This window comes from Peribacillus sp. NPDC094092, assembly GCF_050279365.1.
In the GTDB taxonomy this organism is placed as follows: Bacteria; Bacillota; Bacilli; order Bacillales; family DSM-1321; genus Peribacillus.
Map to the genome: position 1 here is coordinate 60,197 of NZ_JBNNUC010000005.1, position 19,316 is coordinate 79,512.

Sequence of the window (19,316 nt, forward strand, 5' to 3'; positions counted from 1 at the left end):
ACTGTATTTTTTTTTTTGGTACTGCATGCATTCCAATTAGGGTAGAAGAAAATTAACATTATATTCAAAGCTGCAAGAGAATACGATGTATAATAGTAAAATGTGGAAGGAGGAGTTACTTTGGCCAACAAAGAAATTACAAAAAAGCAATTCGAATTTCTTGAACAAGAATTTAATTATCTTGAAAAGGAAGGGGTCATCTCCCAGCAAGAAAAAGTGAGGATGTTAGGTTCCTATGATGTAAAAGGTAATTTGAACTTCATCACTATTCTATTATCCATTGGGGCACTTCTTTTAGGTTTAGGCGTATTGACCTTCGTAGCCAGTAACTGGTTCTATTTAAGTAAAGCGGTTAAATTCCTTCTTATCATTGCATGCCTCATCGGAGTGAACTTTGCTGGCGTGAAGGTGCAGGCACGCTTGCCCAAAACGTCACGAAGTCTGCATTATGCAGGTATTCTGATTTTTGGTGCAGGGATTTTTCTAATCGAGCAGATGTTTAACATCAGCATCAATTTCAACAGTTCCTTTTTATTATGGGCGATCGGAACTGTATTCATTGGTTACTATTTGAAGGATGTCTTCGTTCTCCTTTTTACATCTTTTCTGCTTTTCATTTATATTAACGGAAGTATATTCGTTGATGAAACGTCTTATCCGCTTGCCATCCTTGTATTTCTACCGGCTTTATACATTCTGTTAAAGAAATTCGATTACCCTAAATATCTGACCTTTTTCATTAACGCTTTAGCCATCAATACAATTGCCTTATTTCTTATGGAATTCGTGCCGAGGCTTGGTTTTGAAAATTCGAATACAATTGTCCTTTCCATTTTGTTTGTATTGGGAATCGTGCTTGCCTATATTCCGGTAAGAGCGAAATTACAGAACACCATACACATACAAGGGCATATCTTACATGGTATTACCGCACTCTTCCTTACCTTTGATTTTTCAATCTGGTTTCCTTTAGCTTACTTCGTTTTTCTGCTTTATCTCATTCTAAAAGGCAGTTTGACCAGCATCGTGATCATATGTGCACTGATTTTCAGATATTACATCTACTCCTTTGACTTCCTGCCAAAATCGCTTACATTCATCATTGGCGGTATCATGCTTATCGGTTTTGGCTTCTTCTTTGAAAATCAACGAAAAAAAGGAGGGGAACTCAATGAGTAATCCATCATTCCGGCCATTCATCGTATTTTCCATTCCAGTCTTGATTCTGTTAGTCTTGGCGATTCCTCCGGTCTGGACAACAATGACAGGAGATGTAATCAAGATCAAAACAGACCCGGTCGACCCGACTGATTTGTTTAGGGGAAGCTATGTGGCTTTGAAATACGAAATTGAATCAGTTAAGCCATCACAAGTCGATGACTCGATTAAAACCGGGTTCAATACAAGAAATATGGGTGATTATAAAAAGGTATATGTACGTTTAAAACAAAACACTGATGGACTATACGTTGTCGATCACGTAACGAAGGAAAAACCCGGCAAAGGCGTTTACTTAAAAGGGGAATTGGAAATCCCCTATGACCTGCAAAATGCTGAAACCATTCAGATCAGATACGGTCTGGACAATTATTTCGCATCCGAAGAAAAGGCAAAGGAAATGGAAAAGGACGCATTGGCCAATCCTTCAGTGGCTGTCGTAAAAGTTCGTAATGGCAATGTTGTTTTAACCGATATCATCATTGAATGAATGGCCCTAGGATATGACCAGCAAAAAGAGCACCGGTTTGCGATGCTCTTTTTTGCAGGACTTTTTCATATGAACATCAGGTTGCTACTTAATGACCCGTTTTGCCCCTATATATTTTTCCTTCCAATACTTATCACTCATTTTGACCACCTTGACCCCTTTGGTGGTGGTCCCGACAAATGTACCATTTCCATAATAAATTCCTACAAAAGAGACCTGCCCTTTCTTACCTGTCGCATAGAAGACCAAATCGCCCGCTTTTAAATCATTTTGCTTCACGGTCTTTCCAGTTTTATACTGTTCCGCACTCGTTCTCGGAATCTTCATTTCTGTTGCGGCATTTTTATATACATACTGGGTGAGACCGCTAGCATCAAACCCTTTTGGAGTCGTCCCCCCATATTTATATTTGCTTCCAACCTGCTTCTTTGCCAAAGCGGCAACTTCATCACCATAATTGATAGAGGCGGAAGCATTAGCAGGACTGAAAATGAATGCCATCAAAAATGCCCCGATTAAAACTATGGCTGCAAGCCATTTTGAAACTGGTAAACTATAACTCATTCTTTTTCCTCCCCAAACTGAAAATGAACCACAATTTTAAATGTATGTTTCAATTCGGTTTTTAGACCAAAATCATTTTCCGCAATCATCATCTCTGAAAAAAAAAATAACCAGATAACGCCGTTGTGTAGCAAGTAACGGTGTTATCTGGTATATCTACTCTTCAATAGGTGAATGAATAGTTACTTAGGCTCCTTGTATTGTCGAGCATTTTCACTGTCGCTTAGACCTTTAGTTGTATGATCGACCACACCGCCGACCCCAAAGAATGTAAGCGCTATGAAGTTGATGATGCCTAAAGCCCCGTTCAATGCATCATCAGTAATGGTAAAGCCTATAGGGGTAATGAAATTGTTTATGAACGCGGCAACCATCTGCGCCAATATTAAAAGCCCAGGAAGGAGTACCGTGAATATAAACGTAGGATTCTTAAGACGCACTTTCCAGTTGATCATTGCTTTTCCCCCTCTCTATCAAATTAAGCCCGCTTCATTTAAGAGGGTTGCGGACTTGCTATATATATTATGCGGCTTGTCCTTCTTACGTTCGGAAATTCCATTCATAATCTATCATGCTAGTTTCCAATAAACAAAAAAATGCCCATCCGAGGATGGGCCTTCTCTTAAATTTCAAAGTAGTTTTTTTAAAACACTAGAGTTCGCCTCACTTTAACAAGTAAGTAACAACTTCCTCAAGCTCTATATACTCTACAGCGTGCTAGATTTTTCACACTCCAATTTTTTCCCCAAAAACAATTTGATCCGTTCAGCAGCTTCTTTCAATCTCTCGGCCGGCTGGACCAGGGCCATCCGAACATACCCTTCGCCCTGCTTCCCAAAAGCATCGCCTGGGACGACCGTAACCCCTGCTTTTTCAATCAATGCATAGGAAAAATCCCGTGATTTCCAGCCAGCAGGAATTTGGGCCCAAATAAACATGGTGGCTGAGGTTTTCGGCACATGCCATCCCCCTTCCGCAAGACCTGATATCAAGGCATCACGTCGGGACTGGTATTCCTTAACCTGTTCTGATAGCAGCGAAAAATTGGAAGTTAGCGCCATCTCGGCAGCTTTTTGGATTGGATAAAAAACCCCATAATCGATGTGTGATTTCAACGTTCCCAGAATGTCCAGCGCCTCTCGATTGCCCACCGCATACCCAATGCGGCAGCCGGCCATATTAAAAGTTTTGGAAAGTGAGTTAAATTCAATCCCCACTTCCTTGGCACCAGGTATGGACATGAAACTAATTTGCGGATGATCATCAAAAATCAACTCTGAATAAGCAAAATCGTGAACCACCATGATCTCGTTCTTTTTCGCAAACGATATGACTTCCGAAAAGAAAGCTTCATCAGCAAGGGCGGTGACAGGGTTTCCTGGATAACTGATGATCATCATTTTGGTCTTTTTAACTATTTCATCCGGAATAACGTTGAGCTGCGGCAGGAATCCATTTTCGGCAGTAAGCGGCATCGGATGAATGATTCCGCCGGCAAGCTCCACACTCGCTTCATAAATTGGATATCCCGGATCTGGCACCAGCACATAATCTCCAGGGTTTATCATCGCCGTTGCCAAGTGTGCAAGGCCATCCTGTGATCCCATCAGTTGGAGGACTTCCCTTTCTGCATCAACCTCCACTCCATAACGCACCCGATAAAAATAACGAACTGCCTCATTGAATTCAGGCGTACCTTTTAACGTATACCCATAAGAATTGGGATCCTGCGCATATTTTACAAGCGTATCCACTACAAAATCAGGCGGTGGTAAATCCGGACTTCCTACACTCAAATCGATAACATCCACCCCCCGTTTCATTGCATCCTGCTTGCGGGTCGCCAACTCCGAAAATATTCCCGTTGTGAATTTTCCGACTTTTTCAGATGGTGAAATATTCATTCTACGATTCCCCTCTCTTAATGATTTTCTATCTATCATTATAGCAATCAATCTCGACTATTTTAAGAATTCATCAGTATCTGTTCCAGAGCCTCATCAAGATGATGGAATTTAAATGCATACCCCGCCTTTTCCAGCCTCTCAGGTATGACCCACCGGCTTTTTACTATCAATTCCGTTTCGGTCCCCATAAAGAAAGCCCCCATTTTAAGCATGGGTGTTGGACAGGGAAGTCCTATCCTAATATTCATGAGCTTTCTCAAATGAGCCATCAGTTCACGATTTGTAACTGGATGAGGCGATGAGCAATTGAACACCCCGCACAACTCCTGATTCTTTCTCAGAAAAAGGACAATGTTAAATAAATCTTCTATATGTATCCAACTGAATTTCTGGTTTCCTGATCCTTGATGGCCCCCCATTCCGAATTTAACCAAATTCCTATATGGATGATCGATCGTTTCCCTTATTCCTTCTTTATCTTCCCAGCCAGTATGGGTTTGCCTGGAGATGATCCTAACCTCATATCCCAAATTCCTGGAATGCTTTTCAAAGTATTGACCGACAAAACCAGTCCCGCCAGCTAAAACCACTTTCTTTAGCATATAACCAACCCGCTTTCTTTTAAGAGTGAATAGGTCGAATCATAACCATTTCCATCCTTTTTGTGAATTACTTAACAAGTATACCGCTTTATTACATAAATAGGTATCACGAATACATAACATACGCGTGCAACATTTGGTGAACTTGTCCAAGCAAAAAGGAATATGACACATAAATTAGTAATGTGGCCATTTATATAACAAAGGGGATGATTTCAGTGTCAAACAAAAAGCTAAGAAGGACTGGCGGTTCCAGTAATGGCAATTCCGGAAGTGAAAATAACAGCCGCAGGTCTGCCTTGAGAAGGATCTTAAATAATTTATTAAACAATAATAGAGGTACATCAATCAAGGAACCTACTTCCATCAAGCAACCCACTTCTATCAAGAAATTTAAAAGGGATTAAGAGATTGCTTTTTTGAGATTAAGAGGGAATTCCTATGGAATTATTCTGAAGGATTTCCTTCTTAATCATACATTAATACTTATTTCAAATATTTTTGTTATTTTTCCACATGTACAAGCTATATATTTCTGCTGAAAAACTGTTATATCTAATAGAGTTAAAGGAGAAATCATGATGTATTTTCGAGAATGGAAACCTAAAAAAGATATCAAGAAATTAACGGATATTACAGTAAGTAATTTTCGGGTTTCGCCTAATAAAGTGAATGAAATATTGCAAAAGTCACATAAGGTACTGGTAGTTTGTAATGATAAAGGTAAAGTAGTGGGTTTTCTTTGTTATAATCTTTACTTATATAAAGTGGCTCATATTAATTATGTAGTACTTGACAAGAAATATAGAGGAAAAGGAATTTTACAATCCCTTTTACCCGAATTAGTAACTTATGTGAGAAAAAAAGGGATCCTTGTAGTGTCCGGTTTTGTGAACAAAAACAACCCAGAAGCATTACAAAAGTTTAAAGCCCTTGGGTTTAAACCGGTTTTAATTTATCATGATGACATCCTAATTCAATCCCTCATTTAAAAAGGTCCTCCTGCCACCTATTGGGAAAGAAAGATTGATTAAAGTGCATTCTAAATCTTGTAATAAGTGTACAACTAATACGAATCATTCATCTTCCGCTTCATTCACTGAACTTCTCTTTTCCCCAGGCAATGGAACAACTAGGGAATGAAATCGCCTGTAAATTCTATATGGATTCATAGGCATTTTCCCTGTATTCTCTTAAAACCCTGATTCTTGATTTAATTTCTCTCCAGCTGATGCTATTTTAGAACTCCTATAAAAAGGCAATCAGTAAAATACACAGGTCCTGAACAGGGGCGATACTTTACATAATAGAAGGAATAGGCAAAGATTAACATACGAACACATCTAAATTTTCTATACTTTCAAAATAACCCCATATTCTCAGCGTCCAATCGTGTATAGTTAAAATATACCTGCTAAAAGGGGAGATCATTATGAAATCAATAGAACTAATCATCTTAAATCTGGAAGAGGTTAGAAGAAGAAACATTAAACTATGGACATCCATACCTAAAAGCACACTCCATTGGAAACCGGATGACAAGGCAATGAGCTGTTTAGAAATGGTTAGACATGTCCTTGAGAGTGAGCATTACTATCATTTATCCATTAAAAATCAAGGCAGCCTACAATTTTATGAATCACCATATGAAAAACAGCCACTTACCTCTGTTGAAGCGGAATTGAACTTTGCCGAACCTTACAGGCGTGATTTTTTGGAAACAATCATATCCTTCAGCGAGGACGACTTATCCAATATTAAAATCGATCGCTCCGATATGGGATATATCAGGGATCTAGGAGATATGTTGCTAAGAATCGCTTATCATGAGTCTGTACATACTGGTCAATTATTAGACTACTTAAGAACTGCTGGAGTTCCTAGAATTAGCGTTTGGGATTAATCAAATCATTTTCAAAGGGTGTTTCATCATGGTGAAGCACCTTTTTATTTTTTTCGGCTGCATAATTATCTAATTATAGAAAAAAACGGTCAATCATTTTACATCATGAAAACTCCGGGGAGCGGATCAATTAGCTTCCTTAGAAGACAACACATTCATATTCCATGATGCTCCACCAATATCAAACATTCCAATTATCACCATGAAAATATTTCGTGCTAGGAAATTGTGGAAAAGTAATGATATAGGAGGGATAAGAAATGGTGTTATTAATAAAACCAGCGGCCAGAATGGTTAGCTCCGTTATTCTAACGGGTTCTCTATTAGGGGCAGGTGCATCGTTTATAACAGAACCGGTTGAGGCTGCACCCACAATGGATTCCGCATCTGCCATAGCTAAGGAACACGCTCTTACCACCATACATGAAATTTACAACAAGGCTTTTTCAGGAGAAATGCCCTATACTGCCATGGGCTTAAAAATTAATGAAAATACCCAAAATGATGTATTTGAGACATTCGGTTCTCCCCCTGAGCCAAGTAACACAGATGAAACTTTTGACTATTATCATGCAGAAATGGGGCATCCAGGATTTGCATTTGCCTATAATGATGACAAGACCATCTCACAAATCCGATATTTTGGGACAAATGTAGAACGGGATCATAATCTAGGAAGCATCACACCAAAAGTTTTAGGAAAGCAACTCGGCAGTGCTGACGAAATACGCCATATTTCCAGCACGAATGAAATCAACTACATCTACAAGACAGGAAATTATGAACTTCAATTCATTGTCGGTGAAGATCGAACTGTAGACCATATCAATCTACTGCAAGCTAAATAGGAGCAAATAGTCGCTATAGGTTGCAGAGAAAGAAAATTTTACGCTACAACCTTTTTTGTTTCAAGCCCCTCCCCCTTTCCCTTTCAATATCAAAAGCGCTGTTACCAGAATCGGGCTCTCCATTTACAAAAACCATACTCACTCCCAACGGATTCTTAATATTTTTACCATAAAATTAGCTTATTCATTATTATTTCAATATATGGAGGTTGTCGGTTAGATGATGAATAAGTTCAGGGCTCTCACAGTATCGGTTCTAAGCATGGCCATCCTTTCGCAAGGTCTTCCGGTGGCGGGTGCTGCAAATGATGGAGAAGACAATCAGGCAAATCAGGGAGGCAGATGGATGAAGGGGGAATATCATGCCCATACCACTCAGTCCGATGATGCCGAGGGATCACAGAGCCTTGAAAGCTTGTTAAATAACGCATTTGATAAGTATGGCCTGGATTGGATGGGAATTTCCGATCACTTGAGGATGTCTTCAAGGGATGATGAGGGACATTCGATTCCAGGCGGGCCGATACCGCTCTCTCAGGGAATCATTCAATATCAAGCCCCGAAAATGGAACAGCTGCAAAAAGAGGGCAAATTTAAAAATAAAGTCATCTTTTCAGGCTTCGAATGGGATATGCCTACATACGAGCATGTCGGCATAGGCATTTTAGGAGATCAGCCGGGCTCACCTAAAAGCCTGAAAGCTGGCAATCAATTCGAATATCTGTTCACAAGCCAGGATGAAAAGATGTTTGATTCTAAGGATGTAGCCGTCTGGGAAGCACAGGATCAAAGAGCCAATAAGACATCCGAGGATGCCCGAACAGCATTGGCATGGCTTGAGAAAAATTATAAGCATACAAGTTATGCCATATTGAACCACCCATCAAGAAAGAGGGTGTACAACATATCTGATTTTCGTGACTTCAACAATATCGCCCCTGATGTCATGTTCGGATTCGAAGGTATGCCAGGTAACCAGATGGAACCAGATCGAGGCGGTTTAAATCTGGCAACACTGGAAAACCGGACTTATGGCGGATCCGATTACATGCTTGCCAAGGTAGGAGGTGCATGGGATGCACTTCTTGGGGAAGGTCGTAAGTTCTGGAATTTTTCCAATTCGGACTCCCATTTTGAAATCAGTGAAAACCGCCTATACTCCAGCGGTTACTGGCCAGGAGAATATTCCAAGAATTATACATGGGTAAATGGCTCATCAATAAAATCCGTCCTTGATGGCATGCGATCAGGAAAATCCTTCTCTGTTTTCGGTGACTTGATCGATGCACTTGATTTCCAAGCTAAAAACGGAAACAACACGGTTGATATGGGCGGGGACCTTAAAGTGAAGGAAGGACAGATGGTCAAGATCACCATCCGTTTTAAGAGCCCTAAAAAGAACAATAACGGGGACTCCGTCAAGGTGGATCACGTGGATCTAATTTCCGGGGAGGTAACCGGGAAAGCAGTGCCTGGAACACCTGCTTATTATAAAGCCACCAATGATACGACAAAAGTGGTTAAACGCTTTACCAGTAAAGACTGGAAAACCGATCGCGACGGTTTTCATACCATCACTTACAAAGTCAAAGCAAATAAGGATCAATATTTCCGGTTGCGGGGCACGAACCTAGGGGAAAATGTCTCCGGAGAAACGATGGACGGTGAACCGCTGATCGATAAAAAGACTGAAATCGAGGATAACGAAACGCGTTTTTCGGAAATAAACAAACGTAACTATAAAGACCTTTGGTTCTATTCGAACCCTATATTCGTCAGCGTAGAGGATCGGAATCATGATAAACACTAAGTTAAAAAGAATCTTGCAATAGTTCTGGACGGCCCAAAAAAGCCCCTTTTCCACTTCGCTGATAATCATGTGGATGAGGGGTCTTTTGTCCCCTTGGATCCTTAAAGATCACTTCCCTTTCTTTAAAATCCTTACCCGGCTAATGATACACCTTTCTTTTAGTATTATTTCATTTCAATGTGTGAAAATCCGTATAATTCACCACGTTTCATTAACACTAATCATGTAAGTTATTTTCATTGACTTTTTTCCTTTTCTTGTATAGTATCACAGAGTATCAATCCCTATCAGATTACTAGGAGGTTTACCCAAATGAAAAAAATGGTTGCACTTTTATCGCTATTGTTAGCTTTCACGGTTGTACTTACCGCTTGTGGCACCAATAACAAAAATGAGGCAAACGATACCGACAATAAATCTTCATCACAAGAAAGTCTATATGACAAAGTCAAAAAAGATGGCGTAATAACTGTTGGAACTGAAGGTACATATCCTCCTTTCACATTCCACGATGATTCAGATAAACTAACGGGGTTTGATGTTGAAATTGCTAAAGAAGTGGCAAAACGCCTTGGAGTGAAAGCTGAATTCAAGGAAACACAATGGGACGGCATGTTTGCAGGCTTGGATGCTAAACGATTTGATATGATCGCTAACCAAGTGGGCATCGATGAAGACCGTCAAAAGAAATATGATTTCTCTGACCCATATATTCAATCAGGGGCCGTATTGCTTGTACACAAAGATAATACGGATATTAAATCCTTCGATGATTTGAAAGGCAAGACCTCTGCACAATCTTTAACGAGTAATTACAATGAGATAGCCAAATCACATGGTGCTGAAGTTACAGGCATTGAAGGGTTTTCTCAATCCGTACAGCTTATTGGTTCTAAACGTGTAGATGCCACGGTCAATGACAAATTATCGTACCTTGATTATAAAAAGCAACACCCGGATGCACCTATCAAAGTCGCTGATGAGGAAAAAAGCGGAGTCCCGAGTGGTTTAATGTTCAGAAAAGACAGCGGCAAATTAGTGGAAGAAGTAAACAAAGCACTTAAAGCAATGGAAGACGACGGCACGTACGCGAAAATCTCGGATAAATGGTTTGGTGAAGATGTTTCTCCTAAGTAATATTTTCACCGACCCCGAGCGTATGGACCAGCTTGTTTCCATCGCTCAAACCTCCCTCTATCCCATGATAGAGGGAGCTATTCAACATACGATTCCACTAACATTGATTACATTCGTTCTCGGCCTTATTCTCGCTGTACTCACAGCATTGGCTAGATTATCTTCCATCAGGATTCTTCAAATAATTGCGCGTGTATATGTGTCGATCATCCGCGGGACACCTTTACTTGTGCAATTATTTATCATTTTCTATGGACTTCCAAATTTAGGTGTAACCATCGATCCTTTCATATCGGCTATTATAGGATTCTCTTTAAATGTAGGAGCATATGCTTCGGAAATTATCCGAGCAGCCATTTTATCGATACCAAAAGGGCAATGGGAAGCAGGCTATTCAATCGGGATGACATATATACAAGCTTTGAAGCGCATCATTTTGCCGCAAGCAGCACGGGTATCCATTCCCCCATTATCCAATACGTTCATTAGCCTTTTAAAAGATACATCGCTTGCATCACTCATTCTTGTAACGGAATTATTCCGTAAAGCCCAGGAAATCGCTGCAAAAAACTATGAATTTCTACTTCTATACATGGAAGCAGCTGCTTTATATTGGATTTTTTGTACCATTCTATCTTTCATTCAAGGAAGTTTAGAGGACAGACTTAATCGTTATGTAGCAAAATAAGAACCGCAGTAGTTAAAGGAGATTTTAAAATGATCAACATTAAGAATCTTCATAAATCATTTGGTGACCTTGACGTATTAAAGGGCATCGATTTGGAAGTGGAGCAAGGTAAAGTCATTGTATTGATCGGCCCTTCGGGTTCAGGTAAAACAACCTTTCTTCGGTGTTTGAATCTCCTTGAAGTACCCACGGACGGGACGATTGAAATCGATGAAACCATTATGGACTTCAAAAAACCCGTTAGAAAAAATGCCATAACCTCTTTTCGCAGTTTGACAGGGATGGTTTTCCAAAGCTATAACCTCTTCCCCCATAAAACAGCATTGGAAAATGTTATGGAAGGTCCCATCGTTGTAAAAAACATAGCCAAACATCAAGCGAAAGAAACGGCTGCTGCCCTGCTTACTAAAGTGGGCTTAGGTGAAAAAATCGATTTTTATCCATTTCAATTGTCAGGCGGACAGCAGCAACGAGTCGGAATAGCAAGGGCACTGGCCATGGAGCCTAAGGTCATGCTATTCGATGAACCCACGTCGGCTTTAGATCCCGAACTAGTCGGAGACGTGTTACAGGTCATGAAAGACCTGGCGAAAGAAGAAGGCATGACAATGATCGTGGTGACCCATGAAATGCGTTTTGCCCGTGAAGTCGCCGACGAAGTCATTTTCATGGATGAAGGAAAAATAATGGAGCGGGGAACTCCCGAGCAAATTTTCACAAATCCAAAAGAAGCGCGTACACGTAAATTCCTTAATATGATTCAATAAAAAACGGTGCTATCTAGCACCGTTCGCGGCCCCCCATTTCTAGAAATGGGGGCTTTTTGCATAACATTACATTAATGAGATGCTTGGACCTGTTCAGTCTGTGTCCGCGCATGGTATAACTGGAAAAGGATCAAAGCAAAAACGGAAAGGATTGCGCCCGATATAAATGGTAAATCAATCGATATCGAAAATAACCAACCGCCTATCGGGGGACCCGCAACCCTGCCGAACGAGTCGAAGGAAGATAGCAGGCCAGTGACACTTCCATGGCCCGTCATGGAACTTTTGGTCAGCAGTGCCGAAATTGCCGGCCGGATGAACCCATTACCCAATCCGAAGATAGTCAGGAAGATTGCCGATGTCCAAAAACCGGAAGAGAACAGGATGAGAATGAAACCAATTGCCGACACGATGATCCCCATTCGGATAACCGCGCCTTCCCCATATTTCTTTGTCATCCTACCCACTAATCCACCTTGAACGATTGCACTGCCAAACCCCATGATCATGAAGATATAGCCTAATTGAACAAGACTTATATCAGCCTTTTTTGCTGCAAAATAGGCAAAAGTCGTTTCGAGTCCTGCCATTGAAAGGGTGACGATCAATTGCAGAAAGAACATGGTTTTAAGAGGCCCTTTAAAGGCTTTCCACATGGACTCTTTATTTATTGACTGTTGGGCCCTCTTTTCAACCGTATGTGATTCCTTTAGTATCGCAATCACTAAGAATAAAGTAATCAAAGAAGATAATCCTGCAATGTAAAACGGTAAGTTCAAACTTGATTTGGAGAATACCCCGCCAATCGCCGGTCCGAAGATGAATCCAAGCCCTGTAGCGGCCCCGATGATTCCCATCCCTTTGCCCCGATCTTCCGGCGTCGTGATATCAGCCACATACGCCATTGCGGTTGGCATGTTTGCCGATGACAAAATCCCGCCAATGATCCTGGCTACAAACAATACCCATAAGGAATCTGCCGAGGCCATGATGAAAAACGAAAGGGCCAGTCCAGCAATCCCGATGATCATGACAGGCTTACGTCCTATCCGGTCAGAAATACGTCCCCACATCGGGGCAAAAAATAATTGCATTAATGAATAAACTGCCATTAAAAGACCAAGCTCAGTAGGACTGCCACCAACTTTTTCGGCAAGGAACGGAATGACGGGAATGATGATCCCAAATCCGACCATGACTAAAAACATCACTAAAAAAAGAACGGGTAACACCTTTTTTGTTTCCATTATTTTTTCTCCTTTTATTCTTCCGCATTCGCTGCATACTTTTATATATAAAGGTTTGGGTAAAAAGAGCAGCAACGAATTCCTTAATTATATCACTTAGCATAATCTTCCTAACAATACTTTAAACAGTTTATCATACAACCTTTACCAAATCAGTATGAAGTACGCTCTTCTTGCCGAAACTACCTTAACTAAATAAAGACCAGCATCAGACTCATGATCTTCACAGTAGTTCTTCAGGTTATGGTACTTACCTTTTTTCCACTTTGTTTCGTGAAAATAATGAATGGGTTCGTTAAATATCTTTCCTCCCCTTATTTTTTCTTAAGGGGTACTCTATACTGTAGGGTATGATTGATGTTTGGGAGGTAGCAGAATGTCGAATGATCAGTGGATTTTAATTATTGACGATGAAGAAGATTTGGCACGTCTCATGGAGACAGTTTTACATAAAGAAGGTATTCCGAATATTGTTACGGCGGGGACGATTGCGGATGGGTGGGCAAAGTTTCAGGAGTTCGATCCATCACTGGTCTTGCTTGATATTATGCTGCCTGATGGTGAAGGCTATGATTTATGCAAGCAAATTCGTGAAGTGTCGAATGTGCCCATTTTATTTTTGTCGGCAAAGGATGAGGAGATTGATAAGCTTCTAGGGTTGGCGATTGGCGGGGATGATTATATTACCAAGCCATTCAGTCCGAAAGAAGTGGCCTATCGGGTAAAGGCGCAGTTGAGGCGTGCGGGCTTTTCAGAGGAAAAGGCGGCTCCGAAAAAATTTCAAGTTGGTCCTTTTGAGCTTAGCGCAAATGAAAATGAAGTGAAAAAGGATGGCAAAGCGCTCGAGCTCACAGCTAAAGAAATCGGACTGATGAGCTGTTTTATGCATCACCCGAATCAGATTTTGAGCAAGGAAACTTTATTTGAACATGTGTGGGGCGATGATTTCTTTGGCTCTGATAATACAGTAATGGTACATATTCGCCGTTTACGCGAAAAGATCGAGGCAGACCCTTCAAAGCCTTCCTTTTTACTAACCGTTAAAGGGCTTGGCTATAAATTACAAACCAAGGGTGATACAAAATGAAGTGGAAATTGACACGGCGATTTTTAGGATCCGTTGTGACAATTGTTGTAATCGTAGGAATCGTAAATACAATTTTACTTTTATCCCTACTCTTTTATCGAGCCATGCATAATTTCGAGGCAGAAGAAGTTTCTGCTGAAAACTTCAGCAGAACATTTTCACAATATGTGGAACTAATAGATAATAAACCGACCGTAAATGAAGAAGGACTGGAACAACTGCGGAACAATAACGCCTGGATTCAATTTTTGAATGATGAGGGTGAGCAGGTTGCAGCCTTTTATACACCTCAAAATTTGCAAACCATATATTCTCCTGTTGAAATCGTCCAAATGTATAAGTATAAGGAAATTGATGCAGCGACGACTGTTTTTGTCGGCGAAGCCCATAATTACAGCTATTTTGTAGGAGTTAAGGAACAGAAAATTGGCCGCTATGTAATAACCTACGATTATGAAAAAATTTTTAAGAACTTTAACATCTTACTTGTACTGTTTTTAATCGTGGATGTCATCATTGCATTAGTCATTGGGTTCATATTTGGAAAAAAATTAACAAGTCCGCTGAACATTTTAATAGAAGGAATTCAGCAGCTTCGGGAGCGTCGCTTTAAAAAAATGAGCATACCAAAAGGCGTTTACGAAGATGTATTTCGCAATATGAATGAACTATCGGCGAAGTTGGATCAGTATGAAAAAGAACGTGATAAACTCGACCAAATGCGGGAGGAATGGATTAGCAATGTTTCTCATGACATGAAGACACCACTAGCTTCCATCCATGGTTATACAGAATTGATGAAAGATAACGTCACTGAATTAACGCCACAGGAATTGCATGAGTTTACATCCATTATTAATAGACAGTCCATTTATATGAAAGATTTATTGGATGACCTGAATTTAACGATGCGTTTGCGCAACCAACGACTTCCTTTGCAATTTGAAGATGTTGATATCGTTGGGTTTATAAGGGAAATGACGATTGAGTTTTTAAATGATTCACAATTTGGTCATCAACAGGTTGAATTTGTGGCAAATGTGGACAAAGCAACACATAAAGTGGATAAAAAATTACTGAAACGGGCACTATTCAACCTTATCTATAACGCACTCGTGCATAACAAGGAAAATGTCGTTGTGAAAATACAAATTGATGATATTGGTCCACAATCTGAACTGCATACCCAAATTACCATTGCAGATAATGGCCGCGGTATTCCCTCCAAAGACTTAGCACAGGTTTTTGAACGTTACTATCGAGGTACGAATACTGCCAGTACACATGGGACTGGCTTAGGAATGGCCATTGCAAGGGACATCATCCTGGCTCATAAAGGTAAACTAGATTTGACTAGCATTGAAAATAAGGGAACGACGATCACGATACTTTTATAATATTTTTCTTGCTGAAAAAGGGCTGTCCACAACTTAAAGACAGCCCTTCTTTCCTATTTATTTTGTTCGAGCCTTTTTTGGAATGTCTTCCAATTTCACTTCATCATATGACGAAACTTCATCACCATTTTTCACGTACATCTTTAAGTAAGCATCTTTTCGAAGATTTTTTTGTGCCGTGAATTCAAGCGGCATCTTTTCACCATCTGCATTTTTGGCGTCAAGTTTATAAGAATAGTACGTCATCACAGAACCATCATCCAGTTTGGTTTCATGTTGTACCCCATCCTCTGTAATTTGCAAATAATAATTATCGGCATTCATGCGGTTAAAGTCGATTTTAGTAAGAGCGATGACCCCTGCCGCCCCCAGTATGAACAAAATGCCAACTACCATAAGAAATTTCTTCATTTCGATCATCCTTCTGTTTTATTATTTTGTATGATAATACGATTGTAGGAAGCTGCCGTTAAGATATAATACAGACCGTAAATAACCGTATAAGCGATCATCCAGATCAACACAGGTTTTGCTAGATTCATCATCAATAAGCCCGAGAAGGCTTTTAAAGCAACCGCACTGTGTAATAACCCCACTGCCAGTGGAACGAAAAAGATTACTAGCACTTGTGATGCAATGGATTTCCGCATTTCTTTTGCGTTAACGCCCATCTTATGAAGCATATTGTATTGTGATTTATCTTCCTCTGCTTCCGTTAGAACTTTAAAGTAAATGATACTGCCTGTTGCCGCTAAAAAAACCAGACCAAGAAAACTTCCGATAAAGAGCAGTGAGCCTACACTTTCGATGCTTGTTTGGAAATCTAGAGGGGCACTGGAAAATAGCGCTTCTTCAGGCATTTGTTTTGCAATTTTTTCAGATAAATCCGTGGAAGCTTGATCAACACCGATGACACGGTATTTTAGCGCTTCCCCTACTTTTTGCAATGATTTAAATTGCTCATTCGATACGACCACTGCAATGCCTGCTGTTCCGGCATTTAGTACTGTTTGTGTTTTAAAGCTTTGGAATGTGATTGCCGTGCTGTTTTCTGTCCTGATGGTCTTGTCCTTGTATTCAGGTGAGAATCTTTTGTCATATCCAATATCTAAAATGACTGCTTTTTCATTATCCACATGCAGTGCTTCCTTGCCTTGCACTTCTGCTAATTTGTTATATGTTCTTTCATCGATTATCGTGTAAATCCTTTTATCCGAGCTATCGAATGCCGAACCCTTATTCAATTCTTCCGTATTAAATGTTACAGATAGTGCTTCGACGTTTTCATCATACTTTGTATTTGGCAATACAGCGCTGACTTGATGATCGTTTTTTGCATCGGTTCGCTGATACATGAAGGTATTCGGATCTACGGTCATAACTTGGTCATTCGCATTATAATAAAGACCATAAACCGCACCGCCAGCCGTTACCGTTGTAGCACTTAACACCGCAATTACGGTCAATGTCCGTGCATTCCCCCGTATACGATATAACAGTTGCGAAATCGTCATCAGATGCAGGCCTTTCCATAGCCATTTTTCATTTTTCTTAATCACGGCCAACACAAAGCCTGTCACGCTATGAAACAATAAAAACGTACCGGCGATAACCGTTGTCAAAATAATGAGTGCCGTCATTAAAAAGCCGATCTTTTCCCATGCTTTAGAAGTGAAAATATCTTGCATCGCCAACCAATAACCCATGACAATCAGGAAAATTCCCAGAAAGGCTACAATCATCGATGGCTTTGGTGCGGCTTCCCCCTTTTTCGATGCATGGAAGAGATCAATTAATTTAAATTGATAGATCAAACGATAGCCCTGGAATGATGTCACCAAGAAAATCATAAGAAATACGATAGAGGTGTTCAAAGCTGCAGATCCCGAAAATGTAAATGGGGCGATGACATCATAGCCCATTAAATAGATCAAGATCGTCATGAACCCTTTCGAACAAAGAAATCCAAGTAAAATCCCCACAACCAATGAAACAAAACTTAGCAATAGGTTTTCAAAGAAGAGCATAAAACCGATCTGGCGATTACGTACGCCAAGCAATGCATATAATGCCACTTCCTTTTTACGCTTTTTCATGAAGAATGAATTGGAATAGGCAATAAAAATGGCAACGAAGAAAATCAGGATGACAGCCGCACCGCTCATCAATGAATCTAATTTCTGTGATGAAGCCGTTTGTTCTGCCACGGTATCGCTATATTTTAATGTTACAAATGTGAAGTAGATGATAATGCTAAATACCATGGATGCGATATATAAAAAATATTGGGAGAGGTTACGGGCAATATTTTTTCTCGCCAGACTAAATAACGTCATCTACCTCACCTCCAATTGTTGCAAGGGCATCCATTATTTTTTGGAAGAAAGCTTTACGTGATTGGCCACGACGATAAATTTCTGTTGAAAGCGTACCATCCTTGATGAAAATGATCCGTCGGCAGAAGCTTGCGGCATATGCATCATGTGTCACAAGCATGATGGTGGAATTATTTTTTTCATTCAGTTCACTTAAGCTTTCCAGCAGACCTGTTGCTGATTTTGAATCAAGTGCACCTGTCGGCTCATCCGCCAGGATCAATGCAGGCTCTGTCACAAGTGCTCTTGCAGCAGCTGTTCTTTGCTTTTGCCCACCGGAGATTTGGTATGGGTATTTAGCTAATAGATCTTCAATCCCAAATATTTTAGCAATACGATTCACCATGTTAGTAATTTCTTTCGCTGGAACTTTCGCAATCGCCAGTGGCAATAATATATTTTCCTTCACAGTCAATGAGTCGAGCAAATTGTAATCCTGGAATATGAAACCAAGATTATCACGTCTGAAATCCGTTAAGTCTGCCCCTTTCATATCGTGAATGCTCGTATCATTCATGAAAATCTTCCCTTCAGTTGGCGAATCGATGGTTGCCAACATATTGAGCAACGTCGATTTACCCGCTCCAGAAGGTCCCATGATCCCTACAAACTCCCCTTCATGAATGTCAAAAGATATATTTTCCAAAGCTGTGTAGGCAGCGCTTGATTTACCATATGTTTTTTTTATACTTTCCACTTTTAATAATGGTTCCATTTGTTTCACCTCTTCAGTATTGTTGATACATTTACTTTACATGCTCATGCTTACAGCATCTTTGTGCCAACCTTACAGCAAGCTTAAATCATAAAAAAACGCCTTCCATTTAAATGGAAAGGCGTTTTTTTGATTTATTAAAGTAAAAGTATTTAACTTTGCTTCAGAAGCCTGCGATCGATTACAAAATTACCAAATGGGATGAATGAAACGATGAAAATCATCGCCATTTTTAAAAAGGACCATTTTGATATGATGCTCACATAAAGTAAAAAAAGCCCAAACACGACAAACAAAAAACCATGGATGCTGCCTAGAATGAGTGTTGCTTCCCCAATATCCAATATGTATTTAATGGGCATACCAATGGCAAGCAATAGAACATATGAGATTCCCTCAATTATTGTAATGAACCGAAACCATCCAATTGCTGTAGAAAACATTCGCACATCCCCTTATTCATTGTACAAGCATGGCACAAACAGACATCCAGCTTCTTGTCCCCCATCCCAAATATGTTCTTCTATCATATTATATTACTGGCAGATCCTCTAATAAATA

21 protein-coding genes are annotated in these 19,316 nt (G+C 40.1%); 11 read left to right on the forward strand and 10 right to left on the reverse strand.

From position 1 onward, the window contains the following. Positions 1–120: 120 nt before the first annotated feature. Together ACQKNS_RS21000 and ACQKNS_RS21005 are read left to right on the forward strand one after the other, a co-directional pair. Entirely contained in the window at positions 121–1,179 is a 1,059-nt protein-coding gene (locus ACQKNS_RS21000; protein WP_427645200.1) for a DUF2157 domain-containing protein, read from the forward strand. Continuing rightward, complete coding sequence (locus ACQKNS_RS21005) at positions 1,172–1,708, forward strand: GDYXXLXY domain-containing protein (RefSeq protein ID WP_427645201.1); 537 nt, start codon at positions 1,172–1,174, stop codon at positions 1,706–1,708. The genes ACQKNS_RS21000 and ACQKNS_RS21005 overlap by 8 nt, the downstream gene beginning before the upstream one ends. Positions 1,709–1,792: 84 nt before the next feature. Here the strand turns inward: ACQKNS_RS21005 and ACQKNS_RS21010 are convergent, their stop codons facing one another. The 5 genes from ACQKNS_RS21010 to ACQKNS_RS21030 form a co-directional block, all read right to left on the reverse strand. Further along, positions 1,793–2,272: a C40 family peptidase gene (locus tag ACQKNS_RS21010; protein WP_427645202.1), complete on the reverse strand. Its 480-nt coding sequence runs from the start codon at positions 2,270–2,272 to the stop codon at positions 1,793–1,795. Positions 2,273–2,454: 182 nt separating this feature from the next. Then, the gene (locus ACQKNS_RS21015; protein ID WP_063577356.1) at positions 2,455–2,727 is read right to left on the reverse strand and encodes a phage holin; all 273 of its coding nucleotides are present in this window, start codon (positions 2,725–2,727) and stop codon (positions 2,455–2,457) included. 252 nt (positions 2,728–2,979) lie between these two features. After that, positions 2,980–4,176: an LL-diaminopimelate aminotransferase gene (locus ACQKNS_RS21020; RefSeq protein WP_427645203.1), complete on the reverse strand. Its 1,197-nt coding sequence runs from the start codon at positions 4,174–4,176 to the stop codon at positions 2,980–2,982. Positions 4,177–4,238: 62 nt separating this feature from the next. Then, positions 4,239–4,781, reverse strand: a complete 543-nt coding sequence (locus ACQKNS_RS21025) for a DUF1731 domain-containing protein (RefSeq protein WP_427645204.1) — start codon at positions 4,779–4,781, stop codon at positions 4,239–4,241. Between the two features lie 193 nt (positions 4,782–4,974). Next, positions 4,975–5,148 carry a hypothetical protein gene (locus ACQKNS_RS21030; RefSeq protein ID WP_427645205.1) on the reverse strand — a complete coding sequence of 58 codons (174 nt, stop codon included), beginning with the start codon at positions 5,146–5,148 and terminating at the stop codon, positions 4,975–4,977. A 214-nt stretch (positions 5,149–5,362) separates the two neighbouring features. On the opposite strand from ACQKNS_RS21030, the gene ACQKNS_RS21035 reads away from it, so the two are divergent. From ACQKNS_RS21035 to ACQKNS_RS21065, 7 genes are all read left to right on the forward strand, one after another. Beyond that, positions 5,363–5,773, forward strand: a complete 411-nt coding sequence (locus tag ACQKNS_RS21035; protein ID WP_283916820.1) for a GNAT family N-acetyltransferase — start codon at positions 5,363–5,365, stop codon at positions 5,771–5,773. A gap of 440 nt (positions 5,774–6,213) precedes the next feature. Further along, the gene (locus ACQKNS_RS21040) at positions 6,214–6,684 is read left to right on the forward strand and encodes a DinB family protein (RefSeq protein WP_427645206.1); all 471 of its coding nucleotides are present in this window, start codon (positions 6,214–6,216) and stop codon (positions 6,682–6,684) included. A 260-nt stretch (positions 6,685–6,944) separates the two neighbouring features. Next, on the forward strand, positions 6,945–7,532 hold the full coding sequence (locus tag ACQKNS_RS21045; RefSeq protein ID WP_427645207.1) for a YjgB family protein: 588 nt from the start codon (positions 6,945–6,947) through the stop codon (positions 7,530–7,532). Positions 7,533–7,752: 220 nt separating this feature from the next. Continuing rightward, positions 7,753–9,342 carry an S-layer protein gene (locus ACQKNS_RS21050; protein ID WP_427645208.1) on the forward strand — a complete coding sequence of 530 codons (1,590 nt, stop codon included), beginning with the start codon at positions 7,753–7,755 and terminating at the stop codon, positions 9,340–9,342. A gap of 312 nt (positions 9,343–9,654) precedes the next feature. Further along, entirely contained in the window at positions 9,655–10,479 is an 825-nt protein-coding gene (locus ACQKNS_RS21055; RefSeq protein ID WP_427645209.1) for a transporter substrate-binding domain-containing protein, read from the forward strand. Then, entirely contained in the window at positions 10,463–11,167 is a 705-nt protein-coding gene (locus tag ACQKNS_RS21060; protein WP_427645458.1) for an amino acid ABC transporter permease, read from the forward strand. Before ACQKNS_RS21055 ends, ACQKNS_RS21060 begins: the two co-directional genes overlap by 17 nt. A gap of 29 nt (positions 11,168–11,196) precedes the next feature. Next, a complete protein-coding gene (locus ACQKNS_RS21065) occupies positions 11,197–11,934 on the forward strand; it encodes an amino acid ABC transporter ATP-binding protein (RefSeq protein ID WP_427645210.1) in 738 nt (245 codons plus the stop codon). Between the two features lie 71 nt (positions 11,935–12,005). On the opposite strand, the gene ACQKNS_RS21070 is transcribed toward ACQKNS_RS21065, so the two are convergent. Then, positions 12,006–13,181 (reverse strand): MFS transporter, encoded by a 1,176-nt coding sequence (locus ACQKNS_RS21070; RefSeq protein WP_427645211.1) that lies wholly within the window; start codon positions 13,179–13,181, stop codon positions 12,006–12,008. A gap of 376 nt (positions 13,182–13,557) precedes the next feature. On the opposite strand from ACQKNS_RS21070, the gene ACQKNS_RS21075 reads away from it, so the two are divergent. After that, positions 13,558–14,268, forward strand: a complete 711-nt coding sequence (locus ACQKNS_RS21075) for a response regulator transcription factor (RefSeq protein WP_427645212.1) — start codon at positions 13,558–13,560, stop codon at positions 14,266–14,268. Further along, positions 14,265–15,665 carry a sensor histidine kinase gene (locus ACQKNS_RS21080; RefSeq protein ID WP_427645213.1) on the forward strand — a complete coding sequence of 467 codons (1,401 nt, stop codon included), beginning with the start codon at positions 14,265–14,267 and terminating at the stop codon, positions 15,663–15,665. Before ACQKNS_RS21075 ends, ACQKNS_RS21080 begins: the two co-directional genes overlap by 4 nt. A 57-nt stretch (positions 15,666–15,722) precedes the next feature. On the opposite strand, the gene ACQKNS_RS21085 is transcribed toward ACQKNS_RS21080, so the two are convergent. The 4 genes from ACQKNS_RS21085 to ACQKNS_RS21100 all read right to left on the reverse strand — a co-directional run bounded on the left by ACQKNS_RS21085 (position 15,723) and on the right by ACQKNS_RS21100 (position 19,198). Continuing rightward, positions 15,723–16,076 (reverse strand): YxeA family protein, encoded by a 354-nt coding sequence (locus ACQKNS_RS21085; RefSeq protein WP_427645214.1) that lies wholly within the window; start codon positions 16,074–16,076, stop codon positions 15,723–15,725. A 5-nt stretch (positions 16,077–16,081) separates the two neighbouring features. Beyond that, positions 16,082–18,001, reverse strand: coding sequence for an FtsX-like permease family protein (locus ACQKNS_RS21090; protein ID WP_427645215.1), 1,920 nt, complete (start codon positions 17,999–18,001; stop codon positions 16,082–16,084). Next, on the reverse strand, positions 17,988–18,755 hold the full coding sequence (locus ACQKNS_RS21095; RefSeq protein WP_427645217.1) for an ABC transporter ATP-binding protein: 768 nt from the start codon (positions 18,753–18,755) through the stop codon (positions 17,988–17,990). The genes ACQKNS_RS21090 and ACQKNS_RS21095 overlap by 14 nt, the downstream gene beginning before the upstream one ends. Positions 18,756–18,907: 152 nt before the next feature. Continuing rightward, on the reverse strand, positions 18,908–19,198 hold the full coding sequence (locus ACQKNS_RS21100) for a DUF3817 domain-containing protein (protein WP_402842709.1): 291 nt from the start codon (positions 19,196–19,198) through the stop codon (positions 18,908–18,910). Between the last annotated feature and the right edge of the window lie 118 nt (positions 19,199–19,316).